Source organism: Alicyclobacillus fructus, assembly GCF_017329605.1.
GTDB classification, from domain to species: domain Bacteria; phylum Bacillota; class Bacilli; order Alicyclobacillales; family Alicyclobacillaceae; genus Alicyclobacillus; species Alicyclobacillus fructus.
The window spans coordinates 19,931-39,571 of the sequence record NZ_JAFMTY010000022.1 but is presented as its reverse complement, the minus strand read 5'-3'; the positions used below and the strand labels follow the sequence as shown (position 1 = coordinate 39,571).

The window sequence follows — 19,641 nt, the reverse complement described above, 5'->3', positions numbered from 1 at the left end:
CGGCGGGGGCATGCGGAGCCGCAGGGGTGAGTGGGAACTGGATGGGACGGTTGCGAGCGTCAATGACGGATCAGGTAATCGAACGCGCCGAGCGCGGCCGTCGCGCCGGAGCCCATGGAGATGATGATCTGCTTGTACGGCACGTTGGTGCAGTCGCCCGCCGCAAACACGCCCTCGACGCTCGTCTGGCCGCGGCTGTCGACGACAATTTCGCCGAACCGCGTCTTCTCGACGAAATCGCCGAGCCACTCCGTGTTCGGCACGAGGCCGATTTGCACGAACACGCCTTCGAGCTCCAGCTGGTGCTCCTCGCCCGTGGCGCGATCGGCATAGCGAATGCCCGTCACGCGCTCCGTGCCGAGGATCTCCTTCGTCTCGACGTTCGTGAGCACCGTGACGTTGGGCAGACTGAACAGCCGCTTCTGCAAGATCTCATCCGCCTTGAGCTGAGGCAAAAACTCGAGCACGGTGACGTGCGACGCGAGACCCGCGAGATCGATGGCCGCCTCAATGCCAGAGTTGCCGCCGCCGATCACGGCCACGCGCTTGCCCTGGAAGAGCGGGCCGTCGCAGTGCGGGCAGTAGGCTACACCCTTGGTCTGCAACTCCTTCTCGCCAGGGACGCCCAGGTTGCGCCAGCGGGCACCTGTCGCGATGATGACCGTCTTCGACTTGAGTGTCGCGCCGCTTTCGAGATCGACCTCGATGAGATCGCCTTTTCGCAATTGTTTCGCGCGTTGAGATTTGATAATGTCGATATTGTAATGACGGACATGTTCCTCAAGCTGGGCGGCGAATTTCGGCCCTTCGGTGTACTTCACGCTGATGAAGTTCTCGATGCCGAGCGTGTCGTTCACCTGGCCGCCGAACCGGTCCACCACGATGCCGGTTCGGATGCCCTTGCGGGCCGCGTAAATGGCCGCACTCGCGCCCGCGGGGCCGCCGCCAATCACCAGGACGTCGTACGGGTCGCGCGCATTCAGGTCGGAGACGTCCGCTTGGCTGCCGAGCTTCGCGAGGATCTCCTCCACGGACATGCGCCCGCTCTCGAAGAATTCCCCGTTGAGATACACCGTCGGCACCGCCATCACGTTCTTCTCTTCCACTTCCGACTTGAACACGGCGCCGTCGATCATCGTGTGCCGGATGTTCGGATTCAGCACGCTCATCAGGTTGAGGGCCTGCACCACGTCTGGGCAGTTGTGGCAGCTTAAGCTGACGTACGTCTCGAATTCGTACGTGCCCTCGAGGCTCTGAATCTGGCGGATGACCGACTCATCCACCTTGGGCGGCCGACCGCTCACCTGCAAAAGCGCCAGAACGAGCGATGTGAACTCGTGTCCAAGCGGTGCGCCGGCAAACACGATGCCCGTGTCCTCGCCCGGGCGGTTCACGCTGAAGCTCGGACGCCGCGGAAGATCAGCCTCTTCCACGTGAATCTTGGGCGACATCGATTTCAATTCGTTCACGAGCTCCATCATATCGCGGGAGGCGTCGTCGGACCCGGGCGCAACCCGGATCACGACGTCGCCTTCCATGAGCTCGAGATACTGTTTCAGTTGCTCTCGAATTTCATCGTCGAGCACCATGGTCAGGCCAACACCTCCTCAGATCTTGCCGACGAGATCGAGGCTCGGCTTGAGCGTCTTCTCGCCTTCCTTCCACTTCGCCGGGCAGACCTCACCGGGGTGATTGCGCACATACTGTGCGGCCTTCACCTTCGGAATCAGCGTCGACGCGTCGCGGCCGATCCCGTCCGCCGTGATCTCGATGGCCTGGATGACGCCGTCCGGATCGATGAGGAACGTGGCGCGCTCCGCGACCCCCTGGTCCTCGATGAGCACGTCAAAGTTGCGGGAAATCTCGTGCGTCGCGTCGCTGATCATCGTGTAGGTGATCTTCTGAATGGACGGCGACACGTCGTGCCAAGCCTTGTGCACGAAGTGCGTGTCCGTCGAAACGGAGTACACTTCCACGCCGAGCTTCTTCAGCTCGTCATAGTGCTCCTGCAGGTCCTCCAACTCCGTCGGGCACACGAACGAAAAGTCCGCCGGATAGAAGCACAGGATGCTCCACTTGCCCAACAGATCTTGATCCGTCACCTCAATGAACTCGCCGTTGCGGTACGCCATGGCCTTGAACGGCTGAATCTTCTTGCCCACGAGAGACATCGACGATCATCCTCCTTCGTAAGGTGAATGTGAGCGGATGTATGTCCTCCGCCGAAGCGGGATGGACCGAATCGGGCTCGTCTCGCGCCGCGAGAGAGCTTTGCAGAATGAGAACATTGAATTATAATCAACTCGTAATGAGTCGTACTTTAGAATCGTTCTCATCTAGGTCGCATTATAAAAAAAGCGATGACGGTTGTCAAAGGGGATAGAATCGAGTAAAACCACGGATGAAAGGAGGGGGTGACATGCAGGCGCAGAAGGACGCTGTGCAGTTGTTGAAAAATGCCGGCCTGCGCGTGACCCCGCAGCGAGAAGCCATTCTCCAGTTCTTGTTGGACTACGACGGTCATGCGACCGTGGACGATATTTACACGTCACTGCAGGACCGCTTTCCTAGCATGAGCGTATCCACCGTCTACAATACGGTAAAGCAACTGTCGCAGGTGGGACTCGTGAAGGAGATTGGCGTTGGCGAGGGCGCGAGCCGGTTCGACATCAACGTGGAACCCCACCATCACCTGGTCTGCACGCGCTGCGGTGCGCTGTTCGACTTCTACCTGGAGGAGCCGATTCGCTTGTCCGTTCCGCCAGAAGCCGAGGGGTTCGAAGTTGAAGACTACCACGTCGAGGTGCGCGGCGTCTGCCCGCGGTGCAAGAAGCAGCAGGTGTCGTGATCATGTGCGGTGGGAGCCTTCTGTCGACACGGTGAAGGGACCAGCTGAAATCCGCATGGTCCCTTCTCACGTGCCGTTCGCGCTTCGTCAGTGAACCCGCTTCTCCATGCCCGTCCAGAGCATCTCACGAAGCTTGAACTTCTGAAGTTTGCCCGTCGCTGTTCGAGGCAACTGATCAACGAAGTAGAATGCCTTCGGCACCTTGAAGTGAGCAAGTCGCGCCCGGCAAAACGCCCTCAGTTCCTCTTCCGTCAACTGCGTACCGGGCTTCTTCACGACGAACGCGACTGGAACCTCTCCCCATTGCTCGTCTGGTCTCGATACGACCCCAGCCTCAATGACATCGGGGTGCTCGTAGAGTACGCCTTCGACCTCCACGGAAGACACGTTTTCTCCACCCGAAATAATGATGTCCTTCAGCCGATCGACAATTTCGATATGCCCATTCGGGTGGACGACCGCCAGATCACCTGTATAAAACCATCCATCGCGGATCGCCTTCGCCGTCTCGTCCGGATTCTTGTAGTAACCATCCATCACGACGTTGCCGCGAGCCACGATTTCGCCTACCTCCTGGCCATTCCAAGCCACTTCCTGACCGTCCTCGCGCACGACTTTCACTTCTCCGGCGAAGACCATTTCCACCCCTTGTCTCGCCTTGGCCCGCGCGCGTGCGTCACCCTGGAGTTGGTCATTCGTCTGCGTCCACTCGCAATAGGTGATGAACGGAGAGGTTTCTGTCAGTCCATACACGTGCACAATCTCCATTTGAAGAAATTTCTCTGCTTTCTCGATCACGGCCGCGGGCGGCGGAGAGCCCGCCGTGGCCATGCGAGTGCGGCGATTCAGATGCACATGCTCCACACCAGGGTGTTGGAGAATCATGTTGAGGACAGTTGGCGCCGCACACGCGAGGGTCACCCCCTCGTCCACATACAGGCGAAGGATGACCGCGGGATCCACCTTTCGCAGACAGATGTGCGTGCCGCCCACCGCCGTGATCGCCCACACACCTCCCCAGCCATTCACGTGAAATAACGGCAAGGTGTGCAAGTACACGTCGTCATGCGTGACGCGAAGATGAAACAAAAAGTCCGCCGCGTTCAGGTAGCTGTTGCGGTGCGTGAGAACCACGCCCTTGGGGCGCGAAGTCGTGCCACTGGTGTAATTGATGCTCAGCGGCTGATCTTCATCAATCTGTGTCTCAATAGGCTGGTCCGAGGCGCGCTCGAGCAACGCCTCATAGTCGTAGGCCTCCATGGGCCAATCGTGGCCTGCAATCTGAATCACGTGGCGCAGTCCAGGTCGTCCAGGCAGAATGGATTCCACCACATGCCCCCATTCGCTATCGACAATTAGCACCTCGCTCTCGCTGTGATCGAGAATGTAAGCGATTTCTTCCGGCTGAAGACGAATGTTGATAGGCACGATGACCGCACCCAATTGGCAGATGCCAAAGAAGGCTTCGAGCATTGGATGGGTGTTCGGGCACAACACCGCGACCTTGGAGCCCCGTGACACACCAAGTTCCAACAACGCATGAGAGAGCCGATTGACTCGGCTCGAGAACTCACCGTACGTGAACCTTTGCGGGCCGTCCACCACGGCAATCTTATGCGGATAGAGCTTTCGAGCCCGGCGCAACCAGTCGAGAGGCGTGAGCGGAACTTTCATAGGAATCCTCCTGGCTTGTAAGAATATCAAAATCTACATGATACTCTGACATATTCACCTGAACGCTTGCAAGAGTCTCGTCTGGTCAGCTTCATCAATTCCCAGATGCACGGATAGCCAGTTCCACGAATTTCAGCGGGCGGCGACTTCTCGTACCGCCCGCTGCAGCGAACGACCTTACGACTCGACCGCACCGCCCGTGCTCCTGCCGCGTGTATACCACCGTTTCACCGCGTACACCACCAGCAGCACCGCCACGCTCACCAGGCTCAGCACCAACTGCGAAAGGTCGCCTGGCTGGAACGCCATGGCCACAATCACGGCGGTCATGGCCGCGATGCAGAGATACGTCAGGAACGGGAACAGCCACATGCGCACCTTGAGTTCCTCGCCCTCCCGCTCCATGCGCCGGCGCATCACGAGTTCGGAGCAGGCGATGAGCAGATAGATGAAAAGTCCCACGGCGCCGGACGAGTTCAGCAGGAACAGGAACACGTGCTGCGGCGACACGTAATCCATGATGATGGACAGATAACCGACGATGGTGCAGAACAGGATGGCCCGAGCCGGCACGCCCCGCCGGTTCGTCCGGAGCAGCGCCTTGGGCGCGTTCCCCTGATACGCGAGCGCAAACAGCATGCGCGAAGCCGTGTACAGCCCGGAGTTCAAGCAGGACAGGACTGCCGTGATCACCACCACATTCATCGCGGCCGCCACGCCCGGGATGTGCAACAGGCTGAGCGCGCTGACGTACGGGCTCGCGAGCGCTTTGCTGTCGTTCCAAGGGATCATGGTGACAATCAGGAAGATGGACAGCACGTAGAACACGAGCACGCGCCAGATGACGGAGTTGGTCGCCCGCGCCACCGCCTTGGCGGGCTCCTTTGACTCGGCCGCCGCGATGGTCACAATCTCTGAACCGAAGAAGGAGAAGATGAGCGTCGTGACGTCGGCGAACAGCGCTCCCACGCCCTTCGGCGCGAAGCCGCCGTGCGCCGTCAGATTCGAGAAGTTGAGGTGCGATCCCGGCCACAACCCCAGCACAAACAGCCCCGCCAACACGATGAAGACGACGATGGCGGCAACCTTAATAAAGGCGAACCAGTACTCGAATTCTCCGTAGGACCGAACGGACAATAGATTCGATAGCGTCAGAAGCAGGAGCAGGATGAGAGACAAGACCCACAGCGGCACGCCGGGAAACAGCGAGTTGTGGAGCGTCAGCGCACCCGCCGTGGCCTCCACCGCCACGACAATGACCCAGAAATACCAGTACAGCCAGCCCATCAGAAAGCCGGCCCACTCGCCAAGCGCCATCCGGCCGTACTCCGCGAACGACCCGACCGCCGGCCGCGCCGTCGCCATCTCGCCCAACATGCGCATGATGAGGATGACGAGAAACCCCGCCAGCGCGTACGACACCACCGCCGCCGGTCCGGTGGTTTGAATGACCGCGCCGCTGCCGACAAACAGCCCCGCGCCAATCACGCCGCCGAGCGAGATCATCGTCATATGACGCATGCGAAGCGCCTGGCGAAGAGAGGCGCGCTCAAGGCTCGCCTTGACTTCCCCCTTCGTTCCCATCTCCAATTCCCCCTTACGCCTTGACGAGCGATTTCAGGACAAAGCCCACGTTCGCCGGGCGCTCCGCGAGACGGCGCATGAAGTAGCCGTACCAATCCTCGCCGAACGGCACATAGATGCGGACCTTGTACCCCTCGCGGGCGAGCGACTCCTGAAGCTGCGGGCGAATCCCGTACAGCATCTGAAACTCCCACTGGTCATCTGGAATCCGAAGTTCGTGCACTCGGTCCTTCGCCCATGCGATGATGGCCTCGTCATGGGTTGCGATAGCCGTCTTGCCGCCCGATTGCAGTTGAAGCTCGATAATTCGTTTGTAATTTTCATCCACATCCCGCTTCTCCGGATACGCCACGGAGGGCGGCTCCTTGTACGCACCCTTGACAAGGCGAAGATTGGGCTTGAGCGGCGCGAGCGCCCGGATGTCATCGGCGCTCTTGTACAAATACGCCTGGATCACGGTCCCGATGTGCTCCGTCCCGAACTCCGCGTGCAGCTTGCGATAGATGGCAAGCGTCACCTCGTTGTGCGCATAGTCCTCCATGTCGATTCGGACAAAGCGCCCCGTATCGCGCGCCCGCGCGACGATCTTGCGCATGTTCTCCATGCACAGGTCCTCATCGATGTCGAGCCCCAACTGCGTCAGTTTGACCGAAAGATACACGTCGTACGGAAGATCGGCGAATCGCTCGAGCGTGCGCACGCAGAAGTCCGCCGCTTGGCGAGCCTCCTCGGCGCGATCGACAAATTCCCCGAGATGATCCAACGTGGCGGCGAGCCCCCGCCGATGCAGTTGCTCCACGGCGCGCACGGCGTCCTCCAGGGACTCTCCCGGGACAAAGCGTCCCGCCCCGAGCCGGAAGCCGAAGCGGCGCGCCCATCGCTCCGCTCGGCGGTTTCGAGACAACCAAAGTAGCGTGTCGCGCATCAGTTGCTCCATGCGCATCCCCCTCCTCCATGTTGCGAACGCTCGCTGTCTGGGCACATGCACAAAGTGTCTAAAAACTTGACAATGAGTTCGTGATGTGTCTCTATTGTAGACACACGAGCAATGAAAGCGCAATATGTTCCAATTACCACCTCTGGGGGAGATGTGAATGCCGGGCGAGATCACGCGGATATCCGGACTTCCATCCGACATCGTCCTGCGCGCGCTGCTCGACGTCGTGGACGACGCGGTGACCGTGGTGGATCGCGCGGGAACCGTCGTCGCCTGGAACCGAGCGGCCGAGGCGCTGTACGGGATCCCCGCGGAGGACATCGTCGGGCGCCCCATCACCGACTTCTTCGCCCTCGAAGCCCTCGCCGTGCACAGCGTCCTCACCACCGGCGCGCACATCGACCATGCGTACCACCGCCCGCGCCCGGACGTGCACGTGCTCATCTCCGCGGCGCCTGTCCGGGACGAACACGGCGAGATTGCCGGCGCCATCGCCGTCGAGCGAGATATGACCGTCCTTGTCCGCATGGGAGAGGAGAACGCGCGCTATCTGGTCCAGGCGCAAGGCGACATGCTGCGGACGCAGACGGTCGATCGCGTCCTCCAGACCCTGACCACTCCAGGCGGGCCGAGGCACGCGCTCGTGGTCGGCGCCCGCGGCACGGGCAAGCGCACCGTCGCGGAAGCATCCCATCGCCTGCTTCGGCTCCAGGGTCCGTTTCTCGCCGTGCGCGCCGAGCCTCGCGCAGCGGCCCTGATGGACGTCGCGCTCTTTGGTGCGGACGGATCGCTCATCTTATCGCCTGACGCTCGGCGGGAGGGATGGCTCGAACGCGCCGCGGGCGGCACGCTCCTGCTTCAGGACGTGCACCTCATGCCAAGCGCGGTGCAGGCGAAACTCGCCCTGGCCATCGAGGAGCATCGGTTTCGGCCGCTCGGCGGCCATCGGGACCTTCCCCTGCGGTGCCGCATCCTCGCCACCGCGCCCACGGCGGACGCGGTCGATCCGGCCCTTGCCCGCGCGCTCCCGATGGTCGAACTCCCTCCCATCGCCGAGCGGCGAGACGAAAGCCTGCTTCTGTTCCACTTCTGGCTCACGCGTTGGGCCAAGGAGCGCGGGGTGATCCCGCCGCGCCTGTCGGAGGAGGCGGCTGGATTGATCCAGGCGTATCCGTGGCCTGGCAACCTCGCGGAGATGGTGCAGGCGGCGCGGAGGGTGGTGTCGATGGCGGAGGGCGAAGTGCGGCCCGAGCACCTGCCCGAGGCGGTGCGGGCCCTGCACCTGAAGCCGGCACGGCGCCGGGTGCCGCTGGCCCATCAATCGAAGGAGTTGGAGCGCGCGCGCATCCGCGAGGCGCTCGAGGAATCCGGCGGAAACAAATCGCGCGCCGCCCAGCTCCTCGGCATCTCCCGGGCGGCGCTCTACTACAAACTGAAGCAACACGGCATGGATGACGTCACGCGATCCCGTCGACCAGCTTCCCGGGGTTGAGCATGTCGGCCGGATCGAGCAGGCGCTTCACGGCCTGCATCAGGGCGAGGGCCTCGCCGTGCTCCTGCTTCTGATACTTCATCTTGCCGAGCCCGACGCCGTGCTCGCCGGTGCACGTGCCGCCGACGGACAGGGCGTACTCCACCAGGTGGTGCGAGAGCTCGTAGGCGCGGCCGAGATCGTCCGGGTCGGTCGGGTTGACCATCAGGCTGACGTGGAAGTTGCCGTCGCCGACGTGCCCGACGATGCCCCCGCGGATCCCGAGCCGCTCAATCCACGTCTCCGCCACATCCACCGCCTCGGGCAGCTTCGACATGGGCACGCACACGTCGGTCGAGAGGTGCGCGAGCCCTGGGTAGGTCCGCATGAGCGCGTACGCCGCGTTGTGCCGCGCGTGCCAGAGCTTTTGGCGATCCCGCTCGTCCATGACGACGGAGACGCGCGCTGCCCCGGCGTCGCGCAGGATCTCGTCGACCGTCCCCATGTCGGCCTGCACCGCGGCCTGTGAGCCCGACAGCTCGAGGAACAGGGTCGGCGCGGGCGTGTAGGACGTGTCAAACTGGCGGTTGATGATCTCGATGTACGGCTTCGTCACGAGTTCGCACCGCGTGAGCTGGAGCCCGCTGCCGATGAGCATGCACACGGCGTCCACCGCCTCGCGGACCGTCGCAAACTCCGCGGAGGCGGCGAGCGTCGCCTCGGGCACACCGTACACGCGCAGCCACAGTTTGGTGAACAAACCCAGCGTTCCTTCAGACCCCACGAACAGTTCCACCAGGTTGTATCCCGAACTGGATTTGGCGGCGAGCGTCCCGACGTCGATCACGCGGCCATCCGCGAGCACCACTTCAAGTTTGCGCACGTTGGCCTTCATGGGCCCGTATCGCACCGCCGTCGTGCCGCTGGCATTGGTGGCCGCCATCCCGCCGAGAGAGGCGTTGGCGCCGGGATCGACCGGGAACATGAGTCCATACGGACGGAGCGCTTCGTTTAACTGCTGGCGCGTGACGCCGGGCTGGACGCAGACAAGAAAATCGTCAGGCCGGATCTCGAGTACGCGATTCATGCGCGAGAAGTCGACCGAGATGCCGCCCCGCACGGGGATGGCCTGGCCCTCAAGCCCCGAGCCGGCTCCATACGCGACGAGCGGAACTCCGTGCGCGTGCGAAAACCGCGCGAGCGCGATCACGTCCGCCGTATCCTCCGGATAGGCCACCGCATCCGGCAGGTGCTCGGGATGATACGACTCGTCCTTTGCGTGCGACCGGCGAACGCTTTCGCCGAAGCTGAGCTTGTCGCCGAGCTCCTGTTTCAACGTCTCCCAAGGGATGCTCATGATCCAGGCCTCCGTTTCTGGGCAAGCCTTCGCGTAACGCTGCCAAAAAGGGAGTGATGCGCCGCGCGACGATACGATAGGATGAAAAGGGATACATTCATCTCTTTTTGAATTCTAAAGCGAGGTGAGGCGTATGTCGACCGCTTACGTGCCTTCGCCAGACGAGGCGAAGCCCAAAGCCCCGCTCCGGGCGCTCATCTCCATCGCCCTCGCGTGGGCATTTGATGCGATGGACTTTTCCATCCTGACGTTTGTCATTCTCGACATCATGAAAGACTACCACGTCGCCCTGACGCTCGCGGCGTCCGTCTCCTCGGCGACAACGTTCGCCCGGCTCGGCGGCGGATTCCTTGGCGGACTGCTGAGCGACGCGAAGGGACGAAAGTTTAGCCTGATCTTTTCGATCATCTGGTTCAGCGTGTTCGAGTGCTTGACGGGCTTCTCTCTGGGCTTCACGCTGCTGATGATTGTGCGGATCCTGTACGGACTCGGTATGGGATCCATGTACGCGAGTGGCACCCCGATGCTCATGGAGATGATTCCGGCGCGCTGGCGCGGCTTCGCATCGGGACTTCTGCAGTCCGGCTTTTCGTTTGGCTACATTTTCGCCGCCCTTGTCTATCGCCTCTGGTACAGCCACCTCGGCTGGCACGCGCTGTTCTTCATCGCGTGCATCCCGGCGATCCTCGTCGCCATCTTTATCGCCATTGCGCTGCCGGAGTCGGAGCGCTGGCGCGAAGCGCGAACGCAAGAAAGGAACGCCATCCCCGTGGGCGAACTTTTCGCGCGCGGCCGCGCATGGAACACGGTGCACGCCGCGATCGTGGCCATCATCGCGTTCAGCGTGACCTATCCCATCAATACGTTCTACGCCACACTGCTCAAACAGACCGGGCACTTTTCGCCTGCGACCGTGGCCAACACCATCATCATCCTGAACGTCGCAGGCATCGTCGGCAATGTGCTGGGCGGGTTCGTTTCCGATTGGATCGGACGCAAATGGACGCTTGTCCTTTCGGCCGTCGGAACGGCGCTCACCTCCGTCGTCTTCTTGCATATTCAAAGCGCAGGATACCGCGACATCTTCACGTTTCTCATCGGCTTCTTCTCGATAGGGGGCGTCTGGTCGGTCATCCCGACCTATTTGGCCGAGCACTTCCCGACCGCCGTGCGCTCCACGGGCCAAGGCACGACCTATCACATCGGTGCGGCGCTCGGCGGCGCCGTCGTGCCGCTCATCGTGTCGTCCATCGCGCCCTCGGTCGGCGGTCTGGCACATTCGATGACCTACTCGGTCGCCATCGCATCCATTCTCGTGATTGTGGTGGCACTGTTGTGGAGGGAGTCGAAGGGAGAGGCGCTGGAGTAGAATGAGGGCCGCGGTCGCGGCCCTCACCGTTTCGGTTCCCGCAAAAGGCGCTCCAGCCAATGCCAAACGTCCTGGTACACCTCGGCGCGATTCGTCTCGTTCAACACCTCATGGCGGGCACCCGGGTACAGCTTGACCGTCACGTCGCACACCCCGGCGGCCGTGAGCGCCTTCGCGAGCCGCTCCACGCCCTTACCCATCTTCCCCACCGGATCCCTGGACCCGGCGACGATGAGCACGGGCAGGCTGCCGGGAATGCGGCGGAGGTTCTCGGGCCGCTGCAGCTCTCGCACGCCGCTGAAATAATCGATAAAAAAGCCGCAGGTATGCATCTGCCCACAGCGCGGATCCGCGATGTACGCGTCGACCACCGCCTCGTCGCGCGACAGCCAGTCGAGCGGCGTGCGGTTGGGCTGAAACGGCTTGTTGAAGTTGCCAAACGTCATCTTGTACAGCCGCTCGCTCGGCGATCTCGTCCCGAGCCGCGCCGCCTCTCGCCGAGCCAGATAGAGCCCCGCGGCGAGTTCCACGCCGCTGACGAAGCCGGCGCCCGACAGCACCGCCCCGCGAAGGCGCGCCCCGTGCTGCTCCATGTAGGCGAGCGACAGCCAGGATCCCATGCTGTGGCCGAACAGGACGATGGGCACCCCCGGGTGTTCGGCCTCGATACGCGACGTGACCTGCGCCATGTCGTCGATCACGCGCTGAAACCCGTCGCGATCGCCAAAGTGGCCAAGGATCCCCATCGCCTCGCCAGTCTGCCCGTGGCCGCGGTGATCGTGCCCGTAGACGGCGCAGCCGCGCGCCGCGAGGTAGCGGGCAAAGTCGTCGTAGCGCCCGATGTGTTCTGCCATTCCGTGCGCGACTTGCACGCAGGCGCGCGGACCCCCGCCCTCCGGCAACCACGTGCGCCCGTAGATCCGCACGCCGTCCGGCGCATCGAGCGTCCATGTCTCCGCCACAACATCACCCCCCTGTCGTTGCAGTTCGATCCACGGCCGCCCTTTCCTGCTCAGATCCCGCAAGAAAAGGCGGCGCTGAGTGCCGTTGAAATCCCGCGCCGCCTTCTCGCGCGTGCGTCACGGCTTCGGCACCATGCCGCTCCACGCGTGCGCCTGCAACACGACGAGGACCCCCAGGATGACCGTCAAGATGATGCTGTGCCAGAACGTGCGGCGGATGACGAGTCCCTCCTTGCCGCGAAGTTCGCCCGTGGATACGCCCGTCGTGACGTTTTGCGGCGAGATCATCTTGCTCATCACGGCGCCGGAAGAGTTCGTCGCCGCCATCAGGATGGGATTCAGGTGCAGGCGATTCGCCGCCACCACCTGCAGATTGCCGAAGAGCGCGTTGGATGATGTGTCCGATCCCGACAAGAAGCACGCGATCCAGCCGAGGAACCCAGAGAAGAACGGGAACCAGCTCCCGAGCGCCGCCACGGCCACCCCGAGCGTGTAGGCCATGCCCGAGTAGTTGTACAGATAGGCGAGGCCCAAAATGAACATGACCGTGAGAATCGGAAAGGTGAGCTGCTTCCACGTGTCGGCCGCGGCAAGCCAGAACGTCTTCCAGCCTGCGCGCAGGAAGATGGCCGAGAGAATAACCGCCACCAGGATGGCCGTCCCCGTGGCCAGTGGCTGGAACGTCCACACAGCGTCGTACGGTTTGTTGTAGAGCGTGAGGAACACCTGTTTGTCGAGCCCCGGCCAGTGGACCTTTTGCGCGCCGATGTCCGCGATTTTCAAGAACGTCCAGACGATCACGACGCCCGTCACCGTGAGCCATGGCACCCATCCGCGCCAAAGCCCGCCTTCAGCGCGCGACTCCAATGCCGCCGCCATCTCGCTCTGCGCCCCAGTGTGGACAAACGACCGGAACTGATCCGTGTCCTTGGGTCGCCACACCCGCGTGAAGAGCACGATGCACAGGAGCGACACGAGCGCGGCCAGGACATCCGGCAGCGCTGGGCCGATGAAGTTCGCCACGGCGAACTGCGTCAGGGCGTACGACAGCCCACCGACGAGCGCGACGGGCCAAGCGCCGCGGAGCGCCTTCCACCCGCCCATGACCACAATCACGTAAAACGGTAGAATGAACGCGAAGATGGGCAACTGCCGCCCCACCATCGAGGATAAAGCGCTTACATTGAGGTTCGTGACCGACCCGAGCGTCACGATGGGGACGCCGAGCGCGCCAAAGGCGACGGGCGCCGTGTCAAAGATGAGCGCGTAGGTGACCGCCTCGAGCACCGGGAAACCGAGCCCAACCAAAAGCGCCGAAGCAATGGCGACCGGCGTGCCAAAGCCCGAGATGCCTTCCATCAGCGCGCCGAAACTGAACGCGATGATGAGCAGTTGAATGCGGCGATCGTCGGTCGCATACCGGTACATCCAGTCGCGAAACTGCGCGAACGCGCCGGTGCGCTGGCTCAGGTTGTAGAGCCACATGGCGTTCCACACAATCCACATGATGGGCCAGAGGGCAAACACCATGCCTTCCGCCACGGAGTCAAGCGCCAGATGAAAAGGCATCTGCCAGCCGGCCACTGCCTCAATCAGACCCGCAACGAGGCCCGACAAAGCCGCGATCCAGGCGGGCGTGCGCACGACGCCGAGCAACACGAGCACGATGAGGATGGGAATGATGCCGACCAAAAACGACAGACCCGCCGAATGCCCGATGGGCGTCAGCAATTGATGAAACACAAAGTTCCCTCCATCCATCCACGCCTTTGAGCCGCCTTTCGCATGACACACCTTGAGCGCGTCTCCTGAGGACCGCATCCCTCCCTTGTCCCAGGGGGCTGAACTCCCTTCTTTGAGGTCATTGTAGTCCGGGGCTTGCGCCACTGAGAACGGGGTGCGCGCGTCGATTCAAAAGATTCTGCATCGCAGAATCCGGCCACCAACGGCTGGATGTCGCTCGTGTCCTGTGGCGCTCGTGGCGCGTGTCGCCCGGTGCTGTTCCGTAATTCAGAACAGTGTTTCTTCTTACACAACTGACGTGGTATGATGAAAGCGTACCCAGGGCTCAAAGGGAGGAGAGATTCGGATGGCGGGATCGTACGCTTGCCCGCAGGGCGTTCAGATCACCGGCGAGTACAGGCCGGAGTTTGCCGAAATTCTGACGACGGACGCACTGCAATTCATTGCCGAACTGGAGCGGCGTTTTGGCCCGCGGCGGGACGAACTGCTGCGCCTGCGCAAGGAGCGGGACGAGCGGTTGCTCGCGGGCGAGTGGCCAGACTTCTTGCCGGAGACCAAGGAGATCCGCGAGAGCGAATGGACTGTTGGGCCCATTCCTGCGGATCTGCAGGATCGGCGGGTCGAGATCACGGGGCCCAGTTCGGACCGGAAGATGGTCATCAACGCCCTGAACTCTGGCGCCAAGTGCTTCATGGCGGACTTTGAAGACGCCTGCGCACCGTCCTGGGAGAACGTCGTGCAGGGCCAGATCAACATGCGGGACGCGGTTCGCCGCACCATCGAGTACACGAGCCCCGAGGGGAAGCACTACAAGCTGAATGACGAGGTGGCCGTGCTCATCGTGCGCCCTCGCGGCTGGCACCTGCCCGAAAAGCACATCCGGGTGGACGGCCGGGTGGCCACGGGCGCGCTCGTCGACTTCGGGCTTTACTTTTACCACAATGCCAAGGAGCTTTTGGCGCGCGGCACGGGGCCCTACTTCTACCTGCCGAAAATGGAGAGCCACCTCGAGGCGCGGCTGTGGAACGACGTGTTCAACTACGCCCAGGACGCGCTTGGCATCCCGCGCGGCACCATTAAGGCCACCGTACTCATCGAGACCATCCTCGCGACGTTCGAGATGGACGAGATCCTGTACGAGCTGCGCGATCACGCCGCGGGCCTCAACTGCGGCCGCTGGGACTACATCTTCAGCTACATCAAGAAGTTCCGCAATCACCCGGAGGTCATCCTGCCCGACCGGGCGCAGGTGACGATGACGGTGCCGTTCATGCGCGCGTACACCCTGCTCACCATCCGCACGTGCCACCGGCGCAAGGCGTTCGCGATGGGCGGTATGGCGGCGCAGATCCCCATCAAGAACGACCCCAAGGCGAACGAGGAGGCGCTCGCCAAGGTGCGCGCGGACAAGGAGCGCGAGGCGCAGGACGGCCACGACGGCACCTGGGTGGCGCACCCCGGTCTCGTGCCTGTGGCGATGGAGGTGTTCAACCGCCTCATGCCCACACCGAACCAGTTGCACCGCCTGCGCGAGGACGTCCAGGTCACCGCGGCCGATCTCGTCGCGGTCCCGCAGGGCACCATCACCGAAGGCGGCCTGCGCACCAACGTGGCCGTGGCGCTTCGCTACATCGAGGCTTGGCTGCGCGGTTCCGGCGCGGTGCCCATCTTCAACCTGATGGAAGACGCGGCGACGGCGGAGATCTCCCGCGCGCAGATCTGGCAGTGGATCCATCACCCGAAAGGCGTCCTCGACGACGGCCGCAAGGTGACGGTGGAGCTGTTCCGGCAGATTCTCGACGAGGAGTTGCGCAAGTTGAAGGACGAGATCGGCGAGGAGGCGTATGCAAAGAGCAAGTTCCCGCTCGCGGCCGAACTTCTCGACGACATCTCGACGAGGGACGACTTCGTCGACTTCCTGACGCTGCCGGGTTACGAGCACCTGGCGTGACGGGAATCTCGCCTTCGGGCGCGCGGCGCCTGAACCATCCCCACGTGAAAACCCCGCCGAGCCGGCGGGGTTCTTTTTGACGCTCGATGGATGAGGCCACTTAGGGCGCGACGCGCTCCCGTCGATAGCCAAGGCGCTCCGAGATGCGCTCTCCCGCCCGCTTCACAAGCGGCACCAGCTCGACCATCCGCTCGCGCGTCATGCGCAGCGCAGGCCCCGAGACGCTCACCGCCGCCATCACGCGCCCGTCGTGCGCAAAGATGGGCGCGGCCACGCAGCACACCCCTTCCTGATGCTCCTCCACGTCAAACGCGAATCCGGTCGATCTCGTCTCCTCGAGCGACGCCCAAAACGCGTCCGCGTCCGTGATGGTGTGCGGCGTGAGCCGCGGCAAACCGTATCGCCTGACGATGTCCTGCACCTCGCGCTTCGGCAGAAACGCGAGGATGGCCTTGCCGAGCCCCGTCGCATGGACCGGCACGCGCGTCCCGACGCGCGAGTGCATGCGGATGGTGTTGGGGCTTTCCACCTTCTCGATGTAGACCACGGAGCCCCTGTCCAGAAGCGCCAGGTGCACCACCTCGCCCGAGGCGAGCGCGAGTTCCTGCAGCGCGGGCATCGCCTCCCGGCGCAGGTCAATGGAAGAGAGCAGCTTCATGCCGAGATCGAGCACCGTGTAGCCCAGCTTGTATCGCCCGCTCACCGGGTCCTGCTCGATGTAGCCGCGCCGCATCATGGTGCCGAGCAGGCGGTGCACCGTGCTCTTGTACATGCCCACGGACTGCGCCAATTCCGTGATGGCAATGCCGTCGGGGTGTTCGCTCACCACCTCGAGCAACAGCAGCGCCTTGTCGACCGACTTGACCGTGTAGTCCTCCAACCGGTTCACCTCATCCTTGCGCGCTCGTCGATGCTTCTCTGCCGGGCTGCTGCACAAAGGCGCCCCGCGCCTGCACGGCCGCCTGATCCGGAAACGAGTTAAGGATCTGCCAATTCTCCTCGATGATCTCGCGCGCCCGCTTCACCTCGACGCACCGGCCGGGCAGCGGAATGAGCTTCCCAGCGTTCACGATGCCCTTCGGATCGAAGCAGGACTTGACCGCGCGTTGCGCATGGATCTCGTCCTCGGAAAACATATAGGCCATTTCGCCGATCTTCTCAATGCCGACGCCGTGCTCGCCGGTGATGCTCCCGCCCGCGTCGACGCACGCCCGCAGCACCTCCGATCCGGCCCTGACCGCGCGCTCGGCCTCCCCCGGCACGCGGCTGTCGTACAGGATGAGCGGATGCAGGTTGCCGTCGCCCGCGTGAAACACGTTCGCGATCTTCAGCCCGTATCGCCGGCTCACCTCGTCGATCTTCTGCAGCACCTCGGTGAGGCGCGTGCGCGGAATGACGCCGTCCTGCACGATGTAGTCGGGCGAGATGCGCCCCATGGCGCCAAACGCCATCTTGCGGCTCGACCACCAGAGCGCGCGCTCGGCGTCCGACTGCGCCACCCGCACCTCGCGCACGCGGTGGCGGCGGCAGATCTCCACCACGCGCGCCATCAATTCGTCGACGCCCGCGGCGAGGCCGTCCACCTCGATGAGCAAAACCGCCTCGATGTCCGTCGGATAGCCGACATGATAGTTGCTCTTGTCGACGGCCTGCATCGCGAGCTGATCCATCATCTCGATGGCGGCCGGGATGATGCCCGCCCCGATGATGTCCGTCACCGTGTCGGACGCGTCGGCGACGCGATCGAAGTAGGCGAGCGCGGTGCGGAGCGCCTGCGGCTTTTTGAGGATGCGGACCGTGATCTCCGTCGCGATGCCGAGCGTCCCCTCCGAGCCGACCAGAAGCCCGAGCAAATCGTACCCCGGCGCGTCGCCGAACGGCGCGCCGACGTCGATCACGTCGCCATCCGGCAGCACCACCTTGGCCGCGACCACGTGGTTCGTGGTCACGCCGTACTTCAGGCAGTGGCTGCCGCCCGCGTTCTCCGCGAAGTTCCCGCCGATGGTGCAGACCGACTGGCTGGAGGGATCCGGCGCGTAGTAGCAGTCCGCGTGCGAGACCCGGCGCGTGAGCGTGAGGTTCACGAGCCCAGGCTGCACGACGGCGCGCAGGTTGTCGAAGTCGACGGCGAGGAGCTTGTTCATGCGCGCGAGGCTGATGACCACCTCGCCCCCCGTCGGCGTGGCCCCGCCCGACAGGCCCGTGCCCGCGCCGCGCGGGAGATACGGAATGTCGTTCTCGTAGAGATAGCGGCAGATGCGCGAGACCTCCTCGGTTGTCTCCGGGAAGACCACCGCGCGCGGCAACCCCTCTTCGGCCGTGTAGCCGTCGCAGGCGTACGCCTTCACCTGGTGCGGTCGCCAGAGGCAGCGCCGCTCGCCGACGATCTCGACGAGCCGGTCGATGTGGACGTCCCTCATCGCGATCCCTCCCTCTGGTAGGCGAGATCGAGCACTTCGACCGTGTGCATGACGCGCAAGGGCTGGTTCCTGCGCTTGACGCCGAGCCGGATCTGCATCATGCAGCCGGGGTTACCCATGACAATCGCCTCCACGCCCGCGGGCACGTCGTCCATCTTGCGCTCGAGCAACTCGTTGGCCATCGCCGGGTGCGTGAGGTTGTAGATGCCCGCGCTGCCACAGCAGCGGTCGGAATCCGGCATCTCGCGAAGCGTCAGGCCCGGCACGGACATGAGGAGCGATCTCGGCTCGTACCGGATCTTCTGCGCGTGGCACAGGTGGCACGCGTCGTGGTAGGTCACCGTCATCGGCAACTTGGCCTTCGGCGGATCGAAGCCGACCTCGACGAGGAGTTGCGAGATGTCGCGCACACGGGATGAGAACTGCACGGCGCGATCCCGCCAGGCCGGATCGTCCCGGAAGAGCTCCGGGTATTCCTTCAGCGCGGCGCCGCAGCCGGCCGCGTTGATGGCGACGTAATCGGCGCCCGCGCGCTCAAACACCTCGATGTTTCGCTTCGCCATCTCGCGGGCCATGTCGCGATCGCCCGCGTGCACCTGGAGCGCGCCGCAGCAGATCTGATCCTTGGGCACGCGCACCTCGACGCCGTTTCGCACCAAGACGCGCGCCGTAGCCTCGTTCACGTCGGAGAAGAACACGTCCATCACGCAGCCTGTGAAAAGCGCCGCCGTGGCCTTGCGCTCCCCTTGCGGGGCCATCGTTTCCGGCAGGACGTCGATGGCGGGCCCCCGCCCGATGTCCGGGATGACGTCCTCCATCTCGCGCACCTGCGGCGGCAGCACGCGCAGGACGCCGGTCGATCGCGCCAGTTTCTGGAGCCCCGACTTCTGATAGAAGCGCATGAGACGGCGGATGACCCGAAGGCGCGCAGGGCGCGGAAACACGCCGCGCAGGAAGAACCGCATGAGCGGATCCCGCTTCCCTTCCGCGTCGCGCGCGTAAAACACCTGGCCGCGCGCCTCCTCGACGAGCGCCCCCACCTGCACGCCAGACGGGCACACGGTCTCGCAGGCCCGGCAGTCGAGGCATGTGAAGACGGGATCGATCACGCTCTCGTCGAGCGGAAGCTCGCCTTCTGCGCACGCCTTGATCAGGTACACGCGCCCGCGGGGCGAATGATTCTCGTCGCCCCACGCCTGATACGTCGGACACACCTCCAGACAGAAGCCGCAGTGCACGCAGACGGAGTACTTCTCCTCCTCGGGCGCGTCCGGAAAGCGAAAGTCGGACCCTTTCGCCGCGACGGCCGTGGGCTCGTTCACCAT

General features: G+C 63.5%; 15 protein-coding genes. 4 read left to right on the top strand and 11 right to left on the bottom strand.

Going from position 1 to position 19,641, the window contains the following annotated elements; all coding sequences use genetic code 11:
* Positions 1–59 precede the first annotated feature (59 nt).
* Positions 60–1,589, bottom strand: a complete 1,530-nt coding sequence (ahpF, locus tag J3481_RS11435; RefSeq protein WP_206832272.1) for an alkyl hydroperoxide reductase subunit F — start codon at positions 1,587–1,589, stop codon at positions 60–62.
* A gap of 18 nt (positions 1,590–1,607) precedes the next feature.
* Complete coding sequence (ahpC, locus tag J3481_RS11430) at positions 1,608–2,171, bottom strand: alkyl hydroperoxide reductase subunit C (RefSeq protein WP_012811765.1); 564 nt, start codon at positions 2,169–2,171, stop codon at positions 1,608–1,610.
* A gap of 248 nt (positions 2,172–2,419) precedes the next feature.
* On the opposite strand from ahpC, the gene J3481_RS11425 reads away from it, so the two are divergent.
* A complete protein-coding gene (locus J3481_RS11425) occupies positions 2,420–2,848 on the top strand; it encodes a Fur family transcriptional regulator (protein ID WP_206832273.1) in 429 nt (142 codons plus the stop codon).
* Positions 2,849–2,935: 87 nt separating this feature from the next.
* On the opposite strand, the gene J3481_RS11420 is transcribed toward J3481_RS11425, so the two are convergent.
* From J3481_RS11420 to J3481_RS11410, 3 genes are all read right to left on the bottom strand, one after another.
* Positions 2,936–4,522, bottom strand: coding sequence for a long-chain-fatty-acid--CoA ligase (locus J3481_RS11420; RefSeq protein WP_206832274.1), 1,587 nt, complete (start codon positions 4,520–4,522; stop codon positions 2,936–2,938).
* Positions 4,523–4,699: 177 nt separating this feature from the next.
* Positions 4,700–6,106, bottom strand: coding sequence for an amino acid permease (locus J3481_RS11415; protein ID WP_206832275.1), 1,407 nt, complete (start codon positions 6,104–6,106; stop codon positions 4,700–4,702).
* A gap of 13 nt (positions 6,107–6,119) precedes the next feature.
* The gene (locus tag J3481_RS11410; protein ID WP_206832276.1) at positions 6,120–7,043 is read right to left on the bottom strand and encodes a proline dehydrogenase family protein; all 924 of its coding nucleotides are present in this window, start codon (positions 7,041–7,043) and stop codon (positions 6,120–6,122) included.
* Between the two features lie 157 nt (positions 7,044–7,200).
* Between J3481_RS11410 and J3481_RS11405 the strand changes: the two genes are divergently transcribed.
* The gene (locus J3481_RS11405; RefSeq protein ID WP_206832277.1) at positions 7,201–8,535 is read left to right on the top strand and encodes a sigma 54-interacting transcriptional regulator; all 1,335 of its coding nucleotides are present in this window, start codon (positions 7,201–7,203) and stop codon (positions 8,533–8,535) included.
* Here J3481_RS11405 and J3481_RS11400 read toward each other — a convergent pair.
* Positions 8,501–9,874, bottom strand: a complete 1,374-nt coding sequence (locus J3481_RS11400) for an FAD-binding oxidoreductase (RefSeq protein ID WP_206832298.1) — start codon at positions 9,872–9,874, stop codon at positions 8,501–8,503. The genes J3481_RS11405 and J3481_RS11400 overlap by 35 nt on opposite strands.
* A gap of 130 nt (positions 9,875–10,004) precedes the next feature.
* Between J3481_RS11400 and J3481_RS11395 the strand changes: the two genes are divergently transcribed.
* Positions 10,005–11,240, top strand: coding sequence for an MFS transporter (locus J3481_RS11395; protein WP_206832278.1), 1,236 nt, complete (start codon positions 10,005–10,007; stop codon positions 11,238–11,240).
* A gap of 23 nt (positions 11,241–11,263) precedes the next feature.
* On the opposite strand, the gene J3481_RS11390 is transcribed toward J3481_RS11395, so the two are convergent.
* Positions 11,264–12,202 (bottom strand): alpha/beta hydrolase, encoded by a 939-nt coding sequence (locus tag J3481_RS11390; RefSeq protein ID WP_206832279.1) that lies wholly within the window; start codon positions 12,200–12,202, stop codon positions 11,264–11,266.
* 117 nt (positions 12,203–12,319) lie between these two features.
* Positions 12,320–13,945, bottom strand: a complete 1,626-nt coding sequence (locus tag J3481_RS11385) for an L-lactate permease (protein WP_328702126.1) — start codon at positions 13,943–13,945, stop codon at positions 12,320–12,322.
* Between the two features lie 346 nt (positions 13,946–14,291).
* Here J3481_RS11385 and aceB point away from each other — a divergent pair, with 346 nt between their 5' ends.
* Positions 14,292–15,896, top strand: a complete 1,605-nt coding sequence (gene aceB, locus J3481_RS11380; protein WP_206832280.1) for a malate synthase A — start codon at positions 14,292–14,294, stop codon at positions 15,894–15,896.
* A 100-nt stretch (positions 15,897–15,996) separates the two neighbouring features.
* Here the strand turns inward: aceB and J3481_RS11375 are convergent, their stop codons facing one another.
* The 3 genes from J3481_RS11375 to J3481_RS11365 are packed head-to-tail and all read right to left on the bottom strand — an operon-like array spanning position 15,997 to position 19,641.
* Positions 15,997–16,785 (bottom strand): IclR family transcriptional regulator, encoded by a 789-nt coding sequence (locus tag J3481_RS11375; RefSeq protein WP_407929333.1) that lies wholly within the window; start codon positions 16,783–16,785, stop codon positions 15,997–15,999.
* Position 16,786: 1 nt separating this feature from the next.
* Positions 16,787–18,316, bottom strand: coding sequence for an FAD-linked oxidase C-terminal domain-containing protein (locus J3481_RS11370; RefSeq protein ID WP_206832282.1), 1,530 nt, complete (start codon positions 18,314–18,316; stop codon positions 16,787–16,789).
* Complete coding sequence (locus J3481_RS11365) at positions 18,313–19,641, bottom strand: (Fe-S)-binding protein (protein ID WP_206832283.1); 1,329 nt, start codon at positions 19,639–19,641, stop codon at positions 18,313–18,315. The genes J3481_RS11370 and J3481_RS11365 overlap by 4 nt, the downstream gene beginning before the upstream one ends.

Excerpts from the sequence above, each read along its gene's own strand:
- ahpF (WP_206832272.1), bottom strand. The coding sequence starts at position 1,589 with ATGGTGCTCGACGATGAAATTCGAGAGCAACTGAAACAGTATCTCGAG.
- ahpC (WP_012811765.1), bottom strand. The coding sequence starts at position 2,171 with ATGTCTCTCGTGGGCAAGAAGATTCAGCCGTTCAAGGCCATGGCGTAC.
- J3481_RS11425 (WP_206832273.1), top strand. The coding sequence starts at position 2,420 with ATGCAGGCGCAGAAGGACGCTGTGCAGTTGTTGAAAAATGCCGGCCTG.
- J3481_RS11420 (WP_206832274.1), bottom strand. The coding sequence starts at position 4,522 with ATGAAAGTTCCGCTCACGCCTCTCGACTGGTTGCGCCGGGCTCGAAAG.
- J3481_RS11415 (WP_206832275.1), bottom strand. The coding sequence starts at position 6,106 with ATGGGAACGAAGGGGGAAGTCAAGGCGAGCCTTGAGCGCGCCTCTCTT.
- J3481_RS11410 (WP_206832276.1), bottom strand. The coding sequence starts at position 7,043 with ATGGAGCAACTGATGCGCGACACGCTACTTTGGTTGTCTCGAAACCGC.
- J3481_RS11405 (WP_206832277.1), top strand. The coding sequence starts at position 7,201 with ATGCCGGGCGAGATCACGCGGATATCCGGACTTCCATCCGACATCGTC.
- J3481_RS11395 (WP_206832278.1), top strand. The coding sequence starts at position 10,005 with ATGTCGACCGCTTACGTGCCTTCGCCAGACGAGGCGAAGCCCAAAGCC.
- aceB (WP_206832280.1), top strand. The coding sequence starts at position 14,292 with ATGGCGGGATCGTACGCTTGCCCGCAGGGCGTTCAGATCACCGGCGAG.
- J3481_RS11370 (WP_206832282.1), bottom strand. The coding sequence starts at position 18,316 with ATGAGGGACGTCCACATCGACCGGCTCGTCGAGATCGTCGGCGAGCGG.
- J3481_RS11365 (WP_206832283.1), bottom strand. The coding sequence starts at position 19,641 with ATGGTGAACGAGCCCACGGCCGTCGCGGCGAAAGGGTCCGACTTTCGC.